The sequence below is a fragment of the Pseudomonas sp. MF6751 genome (assembly GCF_016613265.1).
Lineage (GTDB): Bacteria > Pseudomonadota > Gammaproteobacteria > Pseudomonadales > Pseudomonadaceae > Aquipseudomonas > Aquipseudomonas fluorescens_BV.
Genome location: NZ_JAENSV010000010.1, coordinates 66,248 through 86,114 on the forward strand (window position 1 = coordinate 66,248; position 19,867 = coordinate 86,114).

At 60.1% G+C, this 19,867-nt stretch carries 18 protein-coding genes; 10 read left to right on the forward strand and 8 right to left on the reverse strand.

The features are described 5' to 3' along the window. Positions 1-3: 3 nt before the first annotated feature. Positions 4-891 (reverse strand): proline iminopeptidase-family hydrolase, encoded by an 888-nt coding sequence (locus JJD66_RS11265; RefSeq protein ID WP_200648154.1) that lies wholly within the window; start codon positions 889-891, stop codon positions 4-6. Positions 892-1,074: 183 nt separating this feature from the next. Here JJD66_RS11265 and JJD66_RS11270 point away from each other — a divergent pair, with 183 nt between their 5' ends. Together JJD66_RS11270 and JJD66_RS11275 are read left to right on the forward strand one after the other, a co-directional pair. Beyond that, positions 1,075-1,839 carry a LuxR family transcriptional regulator gene (locus JJD66_RS11270; protein ID WP_200648155.1) on the forward strand — a complete coding sequence of 255 codons (765 nt, stop codon included), beginning with the start codon at positions 1,075-1,077 and terminating at the stop codon, positions 1,837-1,839. A gap of 94 nt (positions 1,840-1,933) precedes the next feature. Then, a complete protein-coding gene (locus JJD66_RS11275; protein ID WP_200648156.1) occupies positions 1,934-2,866 on the forward strand; it encodes a proline iminopeptidase-family hydrolase in 933 nt (310 codons plus the stop codon). A gap of 92 nt (positions 2,867-2,958) precedes the next feature. Here JJD66_RS11275 and JJD66_RS11280 read toward each other — a convergent pair whose 3' ends face one another. Further along, entirely contained in the window at positions 2,959-4,461 is a 1,503-nt protein-coding gene (locus JJD66_RS11280) for a nucleobase:cation symporter-2 family protein (protein WP_105226197.1), read from the reverse strand. 158 nt (positions 4,462-4,619) lie between these two features. On the opposite strand from JJD66_RS11280, the gene JJD66_RS11285 reads away from it, so the two are divergent. After that, entirely contained in the window at positions 4,620-5,453 is an 834-nt protein-coding gene (locus JJD66_RS11285; RefSeq protein WP_057975712.1) for a hypothetical protein, read from the forward strand. 128 nt (positions 5,454-5,581) lie between these two features. Here JJD66_RS11285 and punC read toward each other — a convergent pair whose 3' ends face one another. Continuing rightward, complete coding sequence (gene punC, locus JJD66_RS11290) at positions 5,582-6,766, reverse strand: purine nucleoside transporter PunC (RefSeq protein WP_200648157.1); 1,185 nt, start codon at positions 6,764-6,766, stop codon at positions 5,582-5,584. Positions 6,767-6,888: 122 nt separating this feature from the next. Between punC and punR the strand changes: the two genes are divergently transcribed. After that, complete coding sequence (gene punR / locus JJD66_RS11295) at positions 6,889-7,803, forward strand: DNA-binding transcriptional activator PunR (protein WP_198714827.1); 915 nt, start codon at positions 6,889-6,891, stop codon at positions 7,801-7,803. 34 nt (positions 7,804-7,837) lie between these two features. Here punR and JJD66_RS11300 read toward each other — a convergent pair whose 3' ends face one another. Next, complete coding sequence (locus tag JJD66_RS11300; protein ID WP_200648158.1) at positions 7,838-9,007, reverse strand: aspartate aminotransferase family protein; 1,170 nt, start codon at positions 9,005-9,007, stop codon at positions 7,838-7,840. A gap of 102 nt (positions 9,008-9,109) precedes the next feature. On the opposite strand from JJD66_RS11300, the gene JJD66_RS11305 reads away from it, so the two are divergent. Further along, positions 9,110-10,015, forward strand: coding sequence for a LysR family transcriptional regulator (locus JJD66_RS11305; RefSeq protein WP_200648159.1), 906 nt, complete (start codon positions 9,110-9,112; stop codon positions 10,013-10,015). Here the strand turns inward: JJD66_RS11305 and JJD66_RS11310 are convergent. Both JJD66_RS11310 and fabV read right to left on the reverse strand, forming a co-directional pair. Then, positions 10,012-10,635, reverse strand: a complete 624-nt coding sequence (locus JJD66_RS11310) for an HAD family hydrolase (RefSeq protein ID WP_200648160.1) — start codon at positions 10,633-10,635, stop codon at positions 10,012-10,014. The genes JJD66_RS11305 and JJD66_RS11310 overlap by 4 nt on opposite strands. A 305-nt stretch (positions 10,636-10,940) precedes the next feature. Beyond that, on the reverse strand, positions 10,941-12,134 hold the full coding sequence (gene fabV, locus JJD66_RS11315) for an enoyl-ACP reductase FabV (RefSeq protein ID WP_200648161.1): 1,194 nt from the start codon (positions 12,132-12,134) through the stop codon (positions 10,941-10,943). 276 nt (positions 12,135-12,410) lie between these two features. On the opposite strand from fabV, the gene JJD66_RS11320 reads away from it, so the two are divergent. The 4 genes from JJD66_RS11320 (at position 12,411) to JJD66_RS11335 (ending at position 15,580) form a co-directional block, all read left to right on the forward strand. Continuing rightward, positions 12,411-13,235 carry an aspartyl/asparaginyl beta-hydroxylase domain-containing protein gene (locus JJD66_RS11320; protein ID WP_032900476.1) on the forward strand — a complete coding sequence of 275 codons (825 nt, stop codon included), beginning with the start codon at positions 12,411-12,413 and terminating at the stop codon, positions 13,233-13,235. 148 nt (positions 13,236-13,383) lie between these two features. Further along, positions 13,384-14,757 carry a nucleotide 5'-monophosphate nucleosidase PpnN gene (gene ppnN / locus JJD66_RS11325; RefSeq protein WP_032892811.1) on the forward strand — a complete coding sequence of 458 codons (1,374 nt, stop codon included), beginning with the start codon at positions 13,384-13,386 and terminating at the stop codon, positions 14,755-14,757. 173 nt (positions 14,758-14,930) lie between these two features. Continuing rightward, a complete protein-coding gene (locus tag JJD66_RS11330; protein ID WP_014717595.1) occupies positions 14,931-15,188 on the forward strand; it encodes an AbrB/MazE/SpoVT family DNA-binding domain-containing protein in 258 nt (85 codons plus the stop codon). Continuing rightward, a complete protein-coding gene (locus JJD66_RS11335; RefSeq protein ID WP_032892813.1) occupies positions 15,185-15,580 on the forward strand; it encodes a PIN domain-containing protein in 396 nt (131 codons plus the stop codon). Before JJD66_RS11330 ends, JJD66_RS11335 begins: the two co-directional genes overlap by 4 nt. Before the next feature lie 130 nt (positions 15,581-15,710). On the opposite strand, the gene JJD66_RS11340 is transcribed toward JJD66_RS11335, so the two are convergent. Then, positions 15,711-16,040 carry a YXWGXW repeat-containing protein gene (locus tag JJD66_RS11340; protein WP_200648162.1) on the reverse strand — a complete coding sequence of 110 codons (330 nt, stop codon included), beginning with the start codon at positions 16,038-16,040 and terminating at the stop codon, positions 15,711-15,713. A gap of 189 nt (positions 16,041-16,229) precedes the next feature. Next, the gene (mqo, locus tag JJD66_RS11345; RefSeq protein WP_200648163.1) at positions 16,230-17,876 is read right to left on the reverse strand and encodes a malate dehydrogenase (quinone); all 1,647 of its coding nucleotides are present in this window, start codon (positions 17,874-17,876) and stop codon (positions 16,230-16,232) included. A gap of 481 nt (positions 17,877-18,357) precedes the next feature. On the opposite strand from mqo, the gene JJD66_RS11350 reads away from it, so the two are divergent. After that, on the forward strand, positions 18,358-19,545 hold the full coding sequence (locus JJD66_RS11350; protein ID WP_198714824.1) for an MFS transporter: 1,188 nt from the start codon (positions 18,358-18,360) through the stop codon (positions 19,543-19,545). Positions 19,546-19,867 lie beyond the last annotated feature (322 nt).

A 19,867-nucleotide genomic window follows, 5' to 3' on the forward strand; every position in this document is an offset into this window, starting at 1 on the left:
GCGTCAGCCTCGGTGGCGAGCGAGAAAGTCCAGCAGCACCGGGAAGTACGCCTGCGGCTCCTCGTAAAAAGGCATATGACTGCTGTTGGGGAACACATGCAACTCGGCGTGGGGGGCCGCGAGTTTCATGCGCATCGCACAGGCGGGGGTGAGTTCATCATGCTGGCCGGTGGTGATCAGGATCGGCATATTGAACTCGGCCATTTCCTTGAGGCGGTTCCAGTCCTTGAGGTTACCGATATAGAGGAACTCGTTGGGGCCTTGCATGGTTTCGTACGGCCCCATGTTCCAGTCGCCCAGGGACCGCTTGACGGGCTCTGGCCATTCGTCGAGCCGGCACACGTGGCGGTAGTTGAGCAAGGTGATGGCGGCCTGATACTGCGGGTGGTCGAGGGTGCCCATGGCTTCGTGGCGTTGCATCATGGCCACGGTTTCGCTGCCCAGAGCGCCGCGCAGACGCTCCAGTTCCTGGGACAGGTGGGGAATGTCGCCGACGGTGTTTTCCAGGATCAGGCTTTTGAGCGCACCGGGATAATGCACGGCATATTCGATCCCCAGCCAACCGCCCCAGGAGTGCCCGAGCAAATGCACGCGGCCCAGGCCCAGCGCCTGGCGCACGGTCTCGACTTCTTCGACATAACGGCGGATTTCCCACAGTGAGGCATCGGTTGGTCTGGCTGATGCGCCCGTGCCAAGCTGGTCGAATGCAACCACTCGCAGGTTATGTGCTTTGAGCCAGCCATGGGCGTCGCGCAGATAGTCACACGGCAGGCCCGGCCCGCCGTTGAGACACAGCAGCACCTCATCGCCTTCGCCAAAGCTGTAGACCACGAGGTTATGGCCGTCGACTTGCACGTTGTACTGCTGGTCGGGGGCAATTTCACGCCACATGCATACATTCCTTGTGTTGTATCGGCCTGGCGGGTAGCGGCCGTTTATCAGGTCAACACTACCGAGGATGCCGTGCGTCCATAACCTAGTATTTCTTATAGGTTTGGCCTGGCAGTCCTTCGCCGGGGCGTGGCATTCTACTTGCAGCAAGTCGAGATTCAAATGAATTCGGGAGCAGAACGGATGCTGGCCAAGCTGACCGCCTTCAATAATCGCCTCATACCGGGCAGGAGCCTGGATGAACAGATGGACAATACGTTTATCCTTGCCCAACAACTGGGCTTCGATGCCCTGGTGTATGACTACACCCCGGTGCCCATCGACCTCAACGGCGCACTGATCACGCCCTCGCTGTTGCAACTGCGCAACACACCGGCCGATTGGCACGCCTTATGGTGCAGCGAAGGGTTTTACCAGATCGACCCGGTGCAACACCTGGCGCTGAGCACAGTGTCGCCGTTTGTCTGGTCCTATGAGGCCAAGACTGAGACGGCCCTGCAAAAGATCATCGACCCCTGCCACGCCCCCGTTTCTTCTTATCTGCATGAGCGTCAGCTGACCTGCGGCGTCAGCGTGCCGATTCATCTGCCCCGGGGCGGCTTCGCCTCGCTGACCGGGTTGCGCACCGGCAAGGCGCGCACGGTATTGAAGGACGCCCAACATACGCTGGCCGATTTCAGCCTGATTACCCATGCCCTCCAGGAAGCGGCGTACCCGCTGTTCAGCAAGGAGGTGCGGGCTTATCCGCACATACGCCTGACCAAGCGCGAGCGCGAATGCCTGAAATGGGCGGCTGAAGGCCTGACCGCCGCCGAAATCGCCTCGCAATTGAGCCGCTCCCTGGCGGTGGTCACTCTGCACCTGGCCTCGGCCATGCACAAACTGGGCGCCAAGAACCGTGTTCAGGCCGTGGTTCGCGCCACCCACTACCGCTTGCTGGAAGGTTGAGCTTTCGGCAAAAACCTATCTGTTTTGCTAGTTACCTAAACTTTTTGTTCAGACTATCGTAACCCTGATCCTTTTTTTCAGAGCAGGGTACGAAATGGAATTCATCGAAAAAGTTCGCGAAGGCTACGCGCCCTTTGGCGCCTATCAGACCTGGTATCGCGTCACCGGCGACCTGACCACAGGCCGCACGCCCTTGGTGATCATCCATGGCGGGCCGGGCTGCACCCACGATTACGTCGACGCCTTCAAGGACGTCGCCGCCAGCGGCCACGCGGTCATCCACTACGACCAATTGGGCAACGGCCGCTCCACGCACTTACCGGAAAAAGACCCGTCGTTCTGGACCATCGGCCTGTTCCTCGACGAGTTGAACAACCTGCTGGACCACCTGCAAATCAGTGAGAACTACGCGATCCTCGGTCAGTCCTGGGGCGGCATGCTCGGCAGCGAACACGCGATCTTGCAACCCAAGGGCCTGCGCGCGTTTATCCCTGCCAACTCTCCCACCTGCATGCGCACCTGGGTCAGCGAAGCCAACCGCCTGCGCAAGCTGTTGCCTGAAGGCGTGCATGAAACCCTGCTCAAGCACGAGCAGGCCGGCACCTACCAAGACCCGGAATACCTGGCGGCCTCGCGGATTTTCTATGACCAGCATGTGTGCCGGGTCAACCCATGGCCCGAAGAAGTGGCACGCACCTTCGCCCAGGTGGATGCCGACCCGACGGTGTACCACGCCATGAGCGGCCCGACCGAATTTCACGTGATTGGCAGCTTGAAGGACTGGAATGTGATCGGCCGCCTGTCAGCCATCAAGGTGCCAACCCTGGTGATTTCCGGTCGACATGACGAAGCCACACCGTTGGTGGTCAAGCCGTTCCTGGATGAGATAGCGGATGTGCGCTGGGCACTGTTTGAAGACTCCAGCCACATGCCCCATGTGGAAGAACGCCAGGCGTGCATGGGGACGGTGGTGAAGTTTCTGGATGAGGCGTGTTCGTTGCCGCACAAAGCCCTCAAGGCCGGCTGAATCCCTGTGGGAGCTGGCTGGCCTGCGATAGCGCCGGTGAATTCACCATCGCTATCGCAGGCCAGCTCCCACAGGGTACGCGGGGTCGCTCGTTAAACCTCGCTGGTCTCAGGCTTGGATGTTTTCCTCAGGGCATCGGCCACCAACGGAATCTCCTTACCTTCGGCATCAAACAACTTCCCTCCCCGGTAGTAATCGCCGTCGCGCAACGCAGCCACGTCGCGAAAGCACAAGCTGCGCTCAGTCCCCGCCACAAACACTGACTGCTGGTCCGAGTTGCCGGCGGTGAAGTGGTTGAACGCCAGGTTCAGCAATATTGCCATGATTGCCGACGAGCTGATGCCCGAGTGGAAGATGGTCGCGAACCAGCTTGGAAACTGATCGTAGAAGCTCGGCGCGGCGATGGGGATCATGCCGAAGCCGATAGAGGTGGCAACGATGATCAGGTTCATGTTGTTGCGGTAATCCACCTTGGACAGCGTGCGAATCCCACTGGCCGCCACTGTGCCGAACAACACAATCCCGGCGCCGCCCAACACGGAGGTGGGCACGGCCGCGATCACCCGCCCCATGAATGGCAGCAGGCCGAGCACCACCAGGAACACCCCGCCAGTGGCCACCACAAACCGACTCTTGACCCCTGTCACCGCCACCAGGCCGACGTTCTGGGCGAACGCGCTCTGGGTAAACGAACCGAAGATCGGCGCGAACATGCTCGACAACATGTCGGCACGCAAGCCGTTGCCCAGGCGCTTGGAGTCCACCTTGGTGTCGATGATCTCACCCACCGCCAAGATATCCGCCGACGTTTCCACCAGCGTCACCATCACCACGATGCACATGGAAATGATCGCCGCCACATGGAAGGTGGGCATGCCGAAGTGAAAGGGTGTGGGGAAACCGAACATCGGCCCCTGCATCACACCGGAGAAGTCCGCCATGCCGAGCAGCACCGCGATCACCGTGCCGATCACCATGGCCAACAGGATCGACAAGCGAGAGATGGTTGCGCTGCCGATCTTGCTCAGCAGCAGCACCAGCACCAGGGTCAGCGCGGCCAGGCCGATGTTGGACATGCTGCCAAAATCTGCCGCCCGGCTGTTGCCACCCATGGCCCAGCGCGCCGCTACGGGCATCAGGGTCAGGCCGATGGTGGTAATCACAATGCCCGTCACCAGCGGTGGAAAAAACTTGGTGATCCTTGAGAACACCGGGGTAATCAATAAACCGATAAAGGACGCGGCCATCACCGCCCCGAGAATCGCTGGCACACCACCGGCACCGTCGCTGCCGACAATCGCCACCATGGTCGCCACACCCGCGAACGACACGCCCTGCACCAGCGGCAACTGACAGCCGAAGAACGGCAGGCCCAGGGTTTGCAACAGCGTGGCCAGGCCACCGGCAAACAGCGACGCAGCAATCAGCAAGCCGATATCCGCCGGCGACAAGCCGGCGGCCTGGCCGACGATTAACGGCACGGCGACGATGCCGCCATACATGGTGAGCACATGCTGCAGGCCGTAAGCCATGTTGGCGGCGACGCCCAGATTTTCATCTTCGGGCCGCTGCGGTGACGCCTTCGGGATAGTCATGGTGAGGGGGTTCTCTGTTTTTGTTGTGCGCTCACTGTATGCAATGTCCAGACTGTATGTCCATAGAGTTGTATACAATCAATCGAACAAGATACCCTCCAACGGCGTTACAAAAACAATCCGGCCGTCACGAGCCAGAACGCCAAAGGACAAAAATAATGAAAAAGGCACTACAGGGCGCCACCGTCGCATTGACCCTTCTCGGCGGCGGGGAGGCTGTTGCGGTGGAGTGGATGAACAACAGCGTCGGGTTTCGCTACGGACAGCACTTCACCAACCCGAACAACCCCGACGACTTCAGCAAGCGCATCTACAGTTTTACCCACGCCAGCGGCTATCGTTACGGCAGCAATTTCCTCAACCTCGACGTATTCCTGTCCGACAGCAGCGACCCGCGCAAGGGCACCGACCACGGTGGCAGCGAGGTGTACGCCGTGTACCGGCATCAGCTATATGCCTCACGTGTGTTCGACTTGCCGCCGGGCACGGGGCTGATCAAGGATTACGCGCTGACCCTGGGCTTCGACGCCAACCGTAACAACAACTTCGCCTCCGCCAAGAAGCGCGCCCTGGTGATTGGCCCCACGTTGAAGTTCAACACTGTCGGCGTGCTGGACCTGAGCCTGATGTACTACAAGGAAAAGAACCACACCGGAATTCCCGGCGCGCAAGAGTCGAACCACACCTTCGACGCTACCTACATGCTCAACCTGAGCTGGATGCGACCGTTCGAGGTGGGCAACCATGCGGCGAAATTCCAGGGGTTTATCAATTACGTCGGGGAGAAAGGCGAGGATTACCATGGCCGCGATACGGCAGCGGAGGCCTTGATGCGTACAGCGCTGATGGTGGCGGTGCGACCGGGTAAAAGCGTCAAGCCTAACCTGTACCTGGGGGTGGGGTATGAGTACTGGCATAACAAGTTCGGGGTGGACGGCGGCCGTGGTAGCCGCACCTCGACGCCTACGCTGAACATGGAAGTGACGTTCTGACTGAAGAACCTCACTTCAAATGTGGGAGCTGGCTTGCCTGCGATAGCGGCCTGTCTGTTGGCCCATCTGGCGCTGATACACCGCTATCGCAGGCAAGCCAGCTCCCACATTTTGACCGCATTGTCAGCTCAGGCGTTGGCCAGTTCGGAAGAGTTGCCCTTCGGCCGTGCCAGCCAATACCCCAACACCGCCAGTGGCGCCGTCGCCAGCATCACAATTACCGTAATCAACAGCGGCTGCTCGATCATCGACGACACCAACAGGCTGGCCACGAAGCACAGGCCCAACTGCAGGGTGTTTTGCAGGGCCGCCGCCTTGCCGGAATTTTCCGCAAAGGGCATCAGCGCATTCGCCACCACAATCGGGTAGCTGGCGCCGTTGCACAGCGCCATCAGGCAGAACGGGATCAACAAGGTGGTCAGGGTCGGCACACTCAAGGTAGCCACCAAGTACAACGCCACCATGCTCAAGCAATAGGCGACCAGCAACCACGGCAGCAGGGTTTTACCCGGCAGGCGCTGCAAGGCACTGCGGCAACTGTAGCCGCCAACGAGAAACGCCAGGGTCGGCAGTACGTAGCTGAGGCCAATGTCATTCGGGCTGTAGCCCATGCCACCGAGGATGAACGGCGAGGCGGTCAGCCAAGCGAAGAAGCTGGCCGAACAGGCGGCGAAGATCATCACATTGCCGGTAAACACCCTCGAGGTGAGTAATTGCCCGTACCCCAGACGCACCGGGCTGCCCTTGTGCTCCGAACGCTTGGGCACATTGCGCAGGAACAGGGTCGGCAACAACAGCAACAACGACACCACCAGCAACACGCCGAAGATCGCTTGCCAGCCAAAGTGATTCAGCACCATGGCGCCCAACAGCGGTGCCAGGGCCGGCGATAGCGACATCAACGGCATGATGCTGGCGAAGACGCGGTGGGCCTTGTCGGCCGGGTAGCGATCAATCACCAAGGCCTGCCAGCTGACGGCGGCGGCACACACACCAATCGCCTGCATAAAGCGCAGGGCCAGCAGTTGCGGCGCGCTCTGAACCCAGAACATGCCCAGGCAACCGAGCACAAACAGGCTCAGGCCGGCGAGCAGGATGGGCTTGCGCCCCAGGCGGTCCGAGAGCGGCCCCCACAGCAACTGCCCCACCGCAAACCCGGCAAGGAAAATACTCAAGCTGGCGCCCACCGCGCCAGCACCAATGTTCAACTGCTCGCCCATGGCGCCAAACGCCGGCAAGTACATGTCCATGGCGAGATAACCGAGCATGCTCAGCCCCGCCAGATACCAGGTAAAACCAAAAGAATTTTTCATCGAAGCCTTGTAGATACTGCCATCAAACTATTTGCTGACTGGCGCCCATTATGAAGCTGACAATATCTGTGTGAAGCGATAATAATTGGACACTCTCATCAATAATTTTGAAGGCAGCACCTATGTGGTCGGAATATTCCCTGGATGTGGTCGACGCCGTCGCCCGTCACGGCAGCTTCAGCGCCGCCGCCCAGGAACTGCACCGCGTACCGTCGGCCATCAGCTACACCGTGCGTCAGCTCGAAGAATGGTTGGCCGTGCCGCTGTTTGTGCGTCGGCATCGCGACGTGGAACTGACCCCTGCCGGCCGCCTGTTTATCGACGAAGCCCGCAGCGTGATGAAAAAAATGCTCGGCACACGGCGCCTGTGCCAACAGGTGGCCAATGGTTGGAGCGGCCAGTTGAAGGTGGCCGTGGACTCCATCGTCAAACCCCAGCGCTGCCGGCAGTTGGTGCTCGACTTCTATCGGCAGTTTCCCGAAGTGGAATTGCTGCTCGAATACGAGGTGTACAACGGCGTGTGGGATGCGTTGGCCGATGAACGCACCGACATCGTGATCGGCGCCACCAGCGCGGTGCCGGTGGCCAGCCACTTCAGCTTCCGCGACATGGGCCTGTTGAACTGGCTGTGCGTGGTCAGCGCCCGGCACCCGCTGGCGGCGGTGGAAGGTTTGCTCAGTGATGACCAACTGCGCCCCTTTGCCTCGCTGTGCATGACCGACACCTCCCGCAACCTGCCCAAGCGCGACACCTGGACCCTGGATAACCAGCGCCGCCTAGTGGTGCCCAACTGGGCGTCGGCCCTGGATTGCCTGCGCGATGGCCTGTGTGTAGGGATGGCGCCGGCCCATCAGGTGTTGCCATGGATCGAGCGCGGGGAATTGGTGGCGCTGCAATTGAGCCGGCCATTTCCGGCCAGCCCGTCGTGTGTGGCGTGGGCGCAGAACAAACTGTCGCCGGCCATGGCGTGGTTGTTGGAGTACTTGGGCGATACGGAGACCATGAACCAGGAATGGCTGAATGGTGGTGATCTCTAAAGGCATACAGGCTCCCAAATTTTCTGATCGTATTTCAATCCAGTAGGCGGGTGATGGCCCGTACGATCATCTCCACTTCCTTGCGCTCCAGCGTCAGCGGCGGCAACAGACGAATGATCTTGCCCCGCGTGACGTTGATCAACAGCCCGTGCTCCTGAGCCGCCCGTTGGGCCAGGTCTCGGTAAGGGCTGGCCAGTTCAATGCCGATCATCAAGCCCTTGCCACGAATCGCCCGCACCTGCGGATGTTCCTCCAACTCCATCCGCAACCGGGCCAGTAAGTGTTCTCCCTGGCACGCAGCGTTCTCGAGCAAGCCTTGCTCCTGGATAATCTCCAGCACCGTACACCCGACGCGACACGCCAGCGGGTTGCCGCCAAAGGTGCTGCCATGGCTGCCTGGGGTGAACAGTTCGGCGACAGCGGCGCGGGCCAGACAAGCGCCGATGGGCACGCCATTGCCCAGGCCTTTGGCCAGCGTCATCACGTCCGGCACGATGCCTTCGTGCTGGAAGGCAAACCAGGTGCCGGTGCGCCCGATGCCGGTCTGGATTTCGTCGAGCATCATCAGCCAGCCGTGGCGCGTGCAGTGATCGCGCATGGCTTTCAGGTAGCCTGGTGGCGCCACCAACACACCACTTTCACCTTGGATTGGTTCAAGCAGTACCGCCGCGATGCGTGTACCGAACTGCGCGGTGACCGCCTCCAGAGCAGCCATGTCGCCAAACCCAATCTTGATGAAATCGCCGGGCAGACGCTGGAAGCCCAGGCGCACCGACGGCCCGTCGCTGGCGGCCATAGTGCCTAGCGTGCGGCCGTGGAAGGCGTTCTCCATCACGACCACCAACGGCTGTTCGATGCCTTTTTTCCAGCCATGCAAACGCGCCAACTTCAGCGCTGTCTCGTTGGCCTCGGCGCCGGAATTGTTGAAGAACGCGCGGTCCAGCCCGGACAGTTGGGCCAGGCGCCGGGCCAATTGTTGTTGCCAGTCGATGCTGTAGAGGTTGGAAGTGTGCAGCAGCAAGCCGGCCTGTTCGCTGATGGCGGCCACTAACCTTGGGTGGGAATGGCCAACATTGGTCACCGCCACGCCGGCCACGGCGTCCAGGTATTCGCGGCCCTGTTGGTCCCACAGGCGCGTGCCCAGCCCGCGGGTGAAGCTCAGGGCCAGGGGTTGATAAGTGCTCATCAGGCAGGCGGCGGTCATGGTGGCGGCTCCAGTGCATCGTTGGGGTGGATCAAGTATGGTTAACCACCCTCGCTGGATAAACGCAGAATTACTGCAATAACTTTAAACCAGGGCTTGATAATGGATCTGTTCCAGGCAATGTCGGTGTACGTGAAAGTCGTCGAGACCGGCAGCATGACCGCCGCCGCGCAGGAATGCGGGATTTCGACCACCATGGTGGGCAACCATCTGCGAGCGCTGGAACAACGGCTTGGCGTCAGCTTGCTCAAACGCACCACGCGCAAACAAAACCTCACCGAATTTGGCGGGCAGTATTATCAGCGCTGCCTGGAAGTGCTGGGGCTGGTGGCCGACTCCGAGCTACTGGCCGAGCAGGTCCACAGCGAAACCCCCAAAGGCAGCCTGCGCATCACCGCGCCCCCGGTGTTCGGCACCGAACGCCTAGTGCCGGCCTTGAGTGAGTTTTCCCAGCGCTACCCACTTATCGACCTGTACGTGGTGATGAGCAATGAGCGCATGGACCTGGTCGACAGCGGTTTTGACGTGGCGATCCGTCTCGGCGAACTGGAAAGCTCCAGCCTGATCGCCCGGCCTCTGCAGGCCTATACCCTCACCCTTTGCGCCTCCCCTGCCTACCTGGCGAGACGCGGCACACCGCAAACCCCGGATGACCTGCAGCAGCATGACTGCCTGGCATTCGCCTACCCCGCGAACGACAACTGGCGCGATACCGATAAACTCTGGCGCATGACCGGCGATGAAGGTGAAGTGGAGGTGCCGGTGTCTGGCTCATTGACCATCAACAGCTCCCAAGGCTTGCGCCAGGCCGCCATCAACGGCATGGGCATCAGCATGTTGGCCGATGCCCTGGTGCAACCAGACCTGGAGAGCGGCAAGCTGGTGGCCTTGCTGACCACCTATAAACTGCCCAGCCGCCCCATGCACCTGATGTATCGCCAGGACCGCTATCGCCTGCCCAAGCTGCGGGCGTTCGTCGACTTTGTGATGGAGAAATGGACGCGCTAGAACGCCACGCCCAACTCACGCAAACGCGCGGCGGTGCGCTCGGCCGATACGTGGTGAATGCCCTGCCAGCCCAATGCGATGGCGGCCTCGATATTGCCGGCGACGTCGTCGATAAACACCACTTCACTGGCCTGTATGTCTGGCAAGTGTTCACGCACCTGAATGAGGCTGGCGTGGTAGATCGCCGGGTCAGGCTTGATCAACTTCACCTCGCCAGACACCAGAATATTGCGAAAACGCTTCAGAAATGGATAGTTGGCCCGGGCGTAAGGGAAGGTTTCAGATGACCAGTTGGTGAGCCCGAACAGCGGCATCTCAACCTGATGCAACGCTTCGAGAATCGCCACGCCCTCGGGTAATTCAGCCCGCAGCATTTCGGGCCAGCGCTCGTAATAAGCCTGGATCAGGGTCGTGTGTTCGGGGTATTGGGCAACCAGGGTGCGGGTGGCTTCGGCCAGGGAGCGACCGGCATCTTGCTCGGTGTTCCAGTCCTGGGTACAGATGGTGTCGAGGAACCACTGGCGCTCGACGTCGTCGGCAATCAGCTTGCGGTACAGGTGTTGCGGGCTCCAGTCGAACAGGACACCGCCGAAATCAAAAACTACTGCACGAATCGTCATCAGATCCTCCGTTAGCGTGGCTTGATAGCTGCTGGAGTCTGACAGATCTGAAAGAGGGAGGCGCCCGCCGAGGTGTAAGAAGTGTCTGAAAAGACAGGTGGGAGGAGGCATGGCCTCATTGAGCGAACGCAATGCTCTAAACAACGAAGATCAAATGTGGGAGCTGGCTTGCCTGCGAAAGCGGTCGTACAGCCTCAGATGCTGCGACTGACACACCGCCTTCGCGGGCAAGCCCGCTCCCACAGGGGATTTGCGTTAACTGACTGGCATCAGGGCAAGCCAGTTCCCACCTTATTGACCGCGTTTTAAGCTTGAATCAGGCCGTTGATTTTGACGGTCGGGTTCACATCCGCGTCGTAATCCACGCCGTCGACCTCAAAACCAAACAAGCGCAGGAACTCGGCCTTGTAACCGGCAAAATCGCTGATCTCGTTGACGTTGTCGTCGGTCACCTGGTTCCACAGCGCGTCCACGGCGTCCTGGACCTTCGGCTCCAGCTCGGCCAGGTCGGCACGCAGGCGGCCATCGGCGTCGAGTTTCGGCTCGCTGCCGTACAGGCTGTCCTTGAACAGGCCGTAGATCTGCTCGATGCAGCCTTCATGGGTGCCCTGCTCTTTCATCACCTTGAACAGCAGCGACAGGTACAGCGGCATGATCGGGATCGCCGAGCTGGCCTGGGTGACCACGGCCTTGAGCACCGACACACGGGCGTCGCCCTTGAGCGCAGCGAGGTTTTCGCGCAGGGTCAAAACTTTCTTGTCCAGGTCTTTCTTGGCTTCGCCGATGGAGCCGTTCCAGTAGATGTCCTGGGTCAGCTTCTCACCGAGGTAGGTGAAGGCGGTGGTCTTGGCGCCTTCGGCCAATACATCGGCGTCACGCAGGGCGTCGATCCACAGCTGCCAGTCTTCGCCGCCCATGACCTTCACGGTACCGTCGATTTCTTCCTGGGTCGCAGGCTCAAGCGTGGTGTCGACTACCACGCCCTTGTCGGTGTTGATCCCGCGCAGGGTCACGGCCTTGCCGATTGGCTTGAGAGTGGAGTTGTGCACCACGCCTTGCGGGTCGGTACGGCGTGGGGCGGCCAGGCTGTAGACCACCAGGTCGATCTTGCCCAGGTCTTTCTTGATGGTCTCGATGGTCAGGCGCTTGATCTCGTCGGAGAACGCGTCGCCGTTGATGCTCTTGGCGTACAGGCCTTTTTCCACGGCAAACTTCTCGAACGCCGCGCTGTTGTACCAGCCGGCGGAGCTCAGTTTGCCTTCTTCGCCTTCTTTCTCAAAAAACACGCCCAAGGTGTCGGCGCCGCAGCCAAACGCAGCACTGATGCGCGCGGCCAGGCCGTAGCCGGTGGAGGCACCGAGGACCAAGACCTTTTTAGGGCCGCCCTCGATGACGCCGTTTTTGGTTACGTAGTCGATCTGCTCTTTGACGTTCGCTTCACAGCCAACAGGGTGAGCGGTCACACAGATAAAGCCACGAACCCGCGGTTTGATGATCATAAAAATGTCTGCCTCTTCCAAGGTGCCGAAGGCCAATAGTGGCCATTCAACTTCAATCGTACCGGTCTATGACGCCTGAAAAACCGAAGCGTCACGATAGTCGCAAATCTTCTGTTCTCAAAATTCAATCCACAAAACGTCGGAGCCTGCACGGCAACGGTTACAAATTGTGCAGCAGCTTCACAATTTCACCCTATTTAAAAACGCCTGCCGGCGCCAGAAACCCCTATGATGACGATATTGTTTCAATATGTTTCGGCTTTGGAGCCTCGTTTCATGAGCAAAAATGCTGTCGGCAAGAAGCTGGTGTCCCTGGCGTGGGTACTCGGCGTTCTGCTGTTGATCTATTGTTTCCCGCGCAGTTGCCTGGTGTTTCTGCTGTTGGTGGTGTGCTGCGGCGTTTATGACTTCCTGCGTAACGGCCTATACGACCGCGACACCATCAAAAAGTATTTTATCGGCAACGGTCGTAATACCTGGGTGCTGGCACCGTTCAACACCCTGCTCGACCTGCTCAGCAGCCGCAACCGGCATGTCTACACCATGAACGACCTGCCACCGGCCTGGCGCGAAGACCTGCAACAGGTGATCGACGACGCCATGGCCCGCAAGGATGAAATCATCAGCTATCTGGACGAGCGCATGGCCGAGAAGAAACGCGGCATGTTGTTCTTCCAGTGGTACGGTCGCCCGATCGAAACCACCCTGGATATCCCGCAACTGCGCAAGAAACTGCCGTTCGTGAAAACCATCGGCGTCTCGGTGTTCAACGAGAACCGCTCGACGTCTTTCCACTTCGGCCCCCTGCGCATGATGTTCCGTGTGCTCTACAACATGGCGCCGGCACCGCACCATGAGGGGGTGTACATCCAGGTGGGCAAGCACAAGCACTACTGGCACGACGACCCACTGTTTATCTTCGATGACACGCTGATGCACGCGTCCTTCAACAAAAACGACGCCAAACGCTACTGCCTGTTCATTGATATTGTGCGCCCGACCCTACTGCCCTCGGTGCTCAACGCCGTGATCGCAGGGTTTGCCGGCCTGGTCTTTACCCTGCGTCGGGTTTTCTACAAAAACTGGAAGCTGATTCAGTAAGTTCTGCGGCATGATGGTGTTGGACGGCATTTGCGCTGGGCCTTGCGCCTGAGGTAAATAACCGTCTCGTGCGACCTTAATTGGCGCTCACCATTCTCAAGCCATCGCCCCCAAACGGGCGCGGTGGCTGTGCTTTCAAGGAATCAGAATGCCCCAACGTCAAGTCATCAACGCCTCCGTCAGCCCCAAGGGCAGCCTCGAAACCCTGTCCCAGCGTGAAGTGCAGCAACTGAGCGAAGCCGGTACCGGCAGCATCTACACCCTGTTCCGCCAATGTGCCCTGGCGATTCTCAACACCGGCGCGCATATCGACAACGCCAAGACCATCCTCGACGCCTACAAAGACTTTGAAGTGCGGATTCACCAGCAGGACCGCGGCGTACGCCTGGAACTGCTCAACGCCCCGGCCGATGCCTTCGTCGATGGCGAAATGATTGCCAGCACCCGCGAAATGCTGTTCAGCGCCCTTCGCGACATCGTCTACACCGAGAACGAGCTGGATAGCCAGCGTATCGACCTGAGCAACTCCCAAGGCATCACCGATTACGTGTTCCACCTGCTGCGTAACGCCCGTACGCTGCGCCCGGGTGTGGAGCCGAAGATCGTGGTGTGCTGGGGCGGCCATTCGATCAACACCGAAGAATACAAATACACCAAGAAAGTCGGGCACGAACTGGGCCTGCGCAGCCTCGACGTGTGCACCGGTTGCGGCCCCGGCGTGATGAAAGGCCCGATGAAGGGCGCAACCATTTCCCACGCCAAGCAGCGCATCACCAATGGCCGTTACCTGGGCTTGACCGAACCAGGCATCATCGCTGCCGAAGCGCCGAACCCCATCGTTAACGAGCTGGTGATTTTGCCGGACATCGAAAAGCGCCTGGAAGCCTTCGTGCGTGTCGGCCACGGCATCATCATCTTCCCCGGCGGCGCCGGCACGGCAGAGGAATTCCTGTACCTGCTCGGCATCCTCATGCACCCGGACAACCGCGACCTGCCGTTCCCGGTGGTGCTCACCGGGCCGAAACATGCCGCGCCTTACCTGGAACAATTGCACGCGTTCGTCGGCGCCACTCTGGGCGAAGCGGCGCAGAAGCATTACCAGATCATCATCGACGACCCGGCTGAAGTGGCCCGCCAGATGACCACCGGCCTCAAGGCGGTGAAGCAATTCCGCCGCGAGCGTAACGACGCGTTCCACTTCAACTGGCTGCTGAAGATCGACGAAGGCTTCCAGCGCCCGTTCGACCCCACCCACGAAAACATGGCCAGCCTGCAACTCAACCACGCGCTGCCGGCCCATGAACTGGCGGCCAACCTGCGCCGGGCGTTCTCGGGGATCGTGGCGGGTAACGTCAAAGACAAGGGTATTCGCCTGATCGAAGAAAACGGCCCGTATGAGATTCACGGCGACCCGGCCATCATGAAACCGCTGGATGAGCTGCTGAAGGCCTTCGTGGCCCAGCACCGCATGAAGTTGCCAGGCGGCGCGGCCTATGTGCCGTGCTATCGCGTGGTGCAATAAGGCCGTGGCGGTCAGTCATAGTTTGTATCCGTTTGGGGCATGGCCCGGCGTGTGAGGCTCGAGAGTTCGGACTAGGGTTTTACTATTCCCAACTCACCTACCTCAACGAGCGACCTATGGACCAACGGATATTGTCCTCTGTCATTCCTTACCCTAAGGTAAGGAATATCACGATGGAGATCTTCACTATGGCCACCGCCACACTCACTTCAAAAGGGCAAATTACCATCCCTGTCCAGGTCAGGACGGCCCTGGGCCTGGAAACAGGCGACCGGGTGGAATTCGTCGAAATGGAAGACGGCAAGTTTTCCATGATTGCCGCCAGCAAAACCGTCAAGGACCTCAAGGGTTTGATCCGCAAGCCTGCCCATGCCGTGTCTATCGAAGACATGAACCGCGCCATCGCGGCCCAGGGAGCAAGCGCTGGATGATCGGCCTGGATACCAACGTATTGGTGCGTTATGTAACCCAGGATGACCCGGTCCAATCCGCAAAGGCGTCCCAACTCATCGAATCACTTACCGCCGCCTCGCCAGGCTTTGTCAGCCTGGTGACGCTTACGGAGCTGGTGTGGGTGCTGCAGTCCTGCTACCAGTCGGCCAAAAGCGACGTGGTGATGGTGCTGGAAACCTTATTGCACACGCGGGAGCTGACCGTCGAGCACGCCGATATCATCTGGCAGGCATTGCGCAAGTTCACCGCAGGCAAAGCCGACTTTGCCGACTGCCTGGTTGAACGCTGCGGCCATGCGGCGGGCTGCGAGTACACCGCCACCTTTGATCTGAACGCGGCCAAGGCAGCGGGGATGAAACGGCTCGGCTAGCCCGTATTTTTTGTAGGAGCAAGCTTGCTCGCGAAGAACGTCGACGATAACGCGAGCAGTCAGGTTGCAAGCGGTGTCTGTGAGTTTTTCGCGAGCAAGCTCGCTCCTACAGAAGAGAGAGGAGGTTTGGTCAGCGTATCCAGCCACCGACCTGCCAATGGTAGCCATCACTACGCTGCACCCAGTGCGGATGCACGTAGCGATAGCCCTGGCGCACCGGCTCCCAATGGCCATGCACTGCCACATAACGCCCGCCTTCCCAACGCCAGTAACCGCGTGACCAGATATAACCTTCGCGCACCGCAGGCTCTACTTCGATCACCTGCACCGGCGGCGGTTGCGGCGCCACCACCTCAACGTACTCGTGTTGTACCGGCCTGCGCTCATGCACAACACGCTCTTGCACACACCCGGAAGCGGCGACCACCACGGCGGCCAATGCTGCATAACGTAGCAACATACAAAACCCTCGGGCGCGAACGCCCCACACCTGCATCAGAAAGAAATCCTTCCTTTGTTGCAGCCGGGCCCTGCTTGGGCCTGGGTTATTTCTAACAGGATATGTCTGTCAAATTGCTGAACTGTTCTCGTAGCCACAAAAAAGCCCGCTGACCGTCACCGGTTCAGCGGGCTTTTTCGTGGGTGAGGCTTACAGCGCCAGGTCAGAAACCGGCTTGCTTGGCTCAGCCGCAGGCTTGGCAGCCTCGGTGGCCTGTGGAGCAGCCAGTTGCGGGATCGCTGGCGGTGGTGTCAGTTGCAGCACACCGGCAGTGTAGGCCCATTCCTTGGCAACAGCTTCAGGGCTGTCGTTCAGCTTGGTGCCGTAGCTTGGCACGATTTGGTGCAGTTTTTCCTGCCAGGCCGGGCTGGCTACTTTGTCCTTGAACACCTTTTGCAGCACGGTCAGCATGATCGGAGCCGCGGTGGACGCGCCTGGCGATGCGCCCAACAGGCCGGCTATGGTGTTGTCGGCAGAGCTGACCACTTCGGTACCGAGCTTCAGCACGCCGCCTTGCTCTTCGTCACGCTTGATGATCTGCACGCGCTGGCCGGCTTGCCACAGGCGCCAGTCCGATTGCTTGGCGTTCGGGAAGTACTCTTGCAGCGCCTTGAAGCGGTCGTCGTCCGACAGCATCAGTTGGCCGGCGAGGTACTCGACCAGTGGGTATTCACGAATACCGACTTTGGTCATAGGCCAGATGTTGTGGGTGGTGGTGCTGGTCAGCAGGTCCAGGTACGAGCCTTCCTTCAGGAACTTGGTCGAGAAGGTTGCGAATGGGCCAAACAGAATCACGCGCTTGCCATCCAGCACACGGGTGTCCAGGTGCGGAACCGACATCGGTGGCGAACCTACCGAAGCCTTGCCGTAGGCCTTGGCCAGGTGCTGCTCGGCGATGGTCGGGTTCTCGGTCACCAGGAACGAACCACCGACTGGGAAGCCTGCGTATTCCTTGCCTTCAGGAATGCCCGACTTCTGCAGCAAGTGCAGGGCACCGCCGCCGGCGCCGATGAACACGAACTTGGCGTCGGTTTCAGTCTTGGTGCCGTCTTTGAGGTTTTTGTAGCTCACGCGCCACGAACCGTCGGCGTTCTTGGTGATGTCCTGCACTTCGCTCGACAGCTTCAAGTCAAACTTCGGCGTGGTTTGCAGGTGAGCGACGAACTGGCGGGTGATCTCGCCGAAGTTAACGTCGGTACCGATCGGGCTCCAGGTGGCCGCGATTTTCTGGTTGGGGTCACGCCCTTCCATCATCAACGGAACCCACTTGGCGATTTGCGCCGGGTCTTCGGAGTACTGCATGCCAGCGAACAGAGGGCTGGCTTTCAGGGCTTCGTAGCGCTTTTTCAGGAACTTGATGTTGTCATCGCCCCACACAAAGCTCATGTGCGGAGTGGAGTTGATGAACGAACGCGGGTTCTTCAACACGCCCTGCTGAACCTGCCAGGACCAGAACTGACGGGAGATCTGGAACGCTTCGTTGATCTCGACCGCTTTCGGGATCTCAACGTTGCCGTTCTTGTCTTCCGGGGTGTAGTTCAGCTCAGCCAGGGCCGAGTGACCGGTACCGGCGTTGTTCCAGCCGTTGGAGCTTTCTTCGGCCACGTCATCGAGGCGCTCGACCATCTCCATCGACCAATCCGGTTCCAGCTCATTGAGCCAGACACCCAGGGTTGCACTCATGATGCCGCCGCCGATCAGCAGCACATCGACTTTCTTTGCCTCTTCCGCGTGAACGGACGTGATCCCCATCGACAAAGCCAGCCCCAGCAGGGCAGTGTTTACTTTTTTAAACATCAGTAGCACCTATGATAAAACGCCATCCGCCCTACCGCCCCTGATCATGAGTAACCCTCCTTCACGCTACGTCAGGCAACGTACCGCGGGGTCTGCACAGTCACATAAAGGCTGCAGGGTGGGCACACAAGGCCGATGGATCGACCTCACTGTTATGTCCCTTCTGCGCTGACTTCTTATCATTATTGGCTTCAGCTACCTGGGCGACAGCCAACCGCTGGGACGTATACGGGTGTACGCACCAGGGAAAGACTAGCCCAAGACGGCGCGCAGAATATCACGCTAAACAGCGTTTATGCGCCGTTTGGCCAATTGACAGGCCTAAATCGCGGCTTTTAATGCGCCCCTGTCAAGCCTGGCAGCCGCGACCTGCGGTCACAGGCGTGGAACTCTGCCGCAAATGGCGGTTCTAGACACCCTCGTCGCGGCTTGCGTAGCATCGACGACGTCCTTCGTGCACACCCTCCACACAGAGTTACCCATGACAATCCAGCAAACACCCGGGCAGGTACTGCCCGCGCGCAGCGCCGCCAAAATGGAAGCGGCCATGGCCGTGGGCGCCTTCGCGATCGGCACCGGCGAATTCGCCATCATGGGCCTGATGCCCGACATCGCCCAGAACCTGGGCCTGAGCGAACCGCAAGTCGGCCACGCCATCAGCGCCTACGCCCTCGGCGTAATGGTCGGCGCCCCACTGCTGGCCATCCTCGGCGCCAAGCTGCTGCGCAAACACATGCTGCTGTTGCTGATGGGCCTGTACGCCCTGGGCAACTTCGCCACCGCGTTCACCCCCACCTTCGGCTCGCTGGTGGCCTTCCGCTTTATCAGCGGCCTGCCCCACGGCGCCTACTTCGGCATCGCCGCCGTGGTTGCCTCCAGCATGGTGCCCACCGACAAACGCGCCGGCGCCGTAGCCCGCGTGATGATGGGCCTGACCCTGGCCATGCTGCTCGGCAACCCCATCGCCACCTTCCTCGGCCAACACCTGGGCTGGCGCTCGGCCTTCGCCCTGGTCAGCGTGATCGCCCTGCTCACCATCGCCCTGGTCTGGCAATTCGTGCCCCACCGCCACGACGAACAACGCAGCGACCCACGCAAAGAACTGCGCGCCTTCACCAAACCCCAGGTCTGGATGGCCCTGTCCATCGGCGCGATTGGCTTTGCCGGGATGTTCTGCGTATTCAGCTATCTGGCGCCGACCATGCTTGAAGTCACCAAGGTTTCACCGCAGTGGATCCCCTTCGGTCTCGCCGCGTTTGGCGTGGGCGGCATCATCGGCAACATTGCCGGCGGCAAGCTGTTTGATCGTATGCAGTTCCGGGCGGTGGGCTTGATATTGGTGTGGTCGATGGCGGTGTTGTTGTTCTTCCCCTTCGCCGCCTCGTCGCTGTGGGGCGTACTGGTGAGCATGGGGCTGGTGGGAACCATGGTCGCGTTGGCGGCACCGTTGCAGATTCGGTTGATGGACATCGCTCACGAAGCGCCGAGCCTGGCAGCGGCGTCCAACCATGCGGCGTTTAACCTGGCGAATGCGCTGGGGCCGTGGTTTGGGGGGATGGCTATTACGGCGGGGTTGGGGTGGACCAGTACCGGCTACATCGGCGCCGCGACAGCGCTGGTGGGCCTGGGCCTCTACCTGATCGCCCGCCGCATGAAAGGCGGCCATTAACGGCTCACCTAATACCGATCAGCTAAGCGAACACACTACCAATGTGTGGAGCTGGCTTGCCTGGGAAAGCAGTGGTTCAGTTATAGATTCAGTGACTGACACGCCGCCTTCGCGAGCAAGCCCGCTCCCACAGGGATCTGGGCCGGGCGCTGATTTTGTGGGCGATACATGGCCACTGTGGGAGCTGGCTTGCCTGCGATAGCGGTGTATCAGTGACAGATGCATTAACTGACCCACCACCATCGCGAGCAAGCCCTCCCCCACAGCGATCCGAGTCGGGCGCTAATTCTGCGAGCGATACATGGCCAATGTGGGAGCTGGC